The organism is Chromohalobacter sp. HP20-39 (assembly GCF_033052815.1).
In the GTDB taxonomy this organism is placed as follows: domain Bacteria; phylum Pseudomonadota; class Gammaproteobacteria; order Pseudomonadales; family Halomonadaceae; genus Chromohalobacter.
This window is the reverse complement of sequence record NZ_JAWHTP010000365.1, coordinates 1-328: the sequence shown is the minus strand read 5'-3', so window position 1 is coordinate 328 and position 328 is coordinate 1. Positions and strand designations below refer to the sequence as shown.

Genomic DNA, 328 nt, shown 5'->3' with positions numbered 1-328 from the left:
ACGTGCGACATCGATGCGCGCCACCTCCGGAGTGCAGTTCGCCGCAGACACCAGCTTGGCCAGCATCCCGTTGGAATCGCCTATGCCGTACCTACGCACCACGCCAACGAACTCCTCGACGTCATGTCCGCGCAGGAACAGCTTCGGTAATCCATCCTTGGTGAAGGCCGGGGCGCCGAAGGCATCCGTCTCTTGGCCGATGTGGTAAAGCTCGTGCTCCACCAGCGCGCAGAACTCAGCGTCTGAGCAATTAGCGCAGTACTCGGCATCCAGCGTGATGAGCCAGGCTGGCACGCGGCCGAACCACTCTGCGAGCTGCTGCTCCTGC

The 328-nt window shown here is 62.8% G+C and carries 1 protein-coding gene; it reads right to left on the bottom strand.

From position 1 onward, the window contains the following. Positions 1 to 328: putative metallopeptidase (locus RVY79_RS18395; RefSeq protein WP_317465982.1), on the bottom strand; the 328-nt coding region annotated here is incomplete at both ends.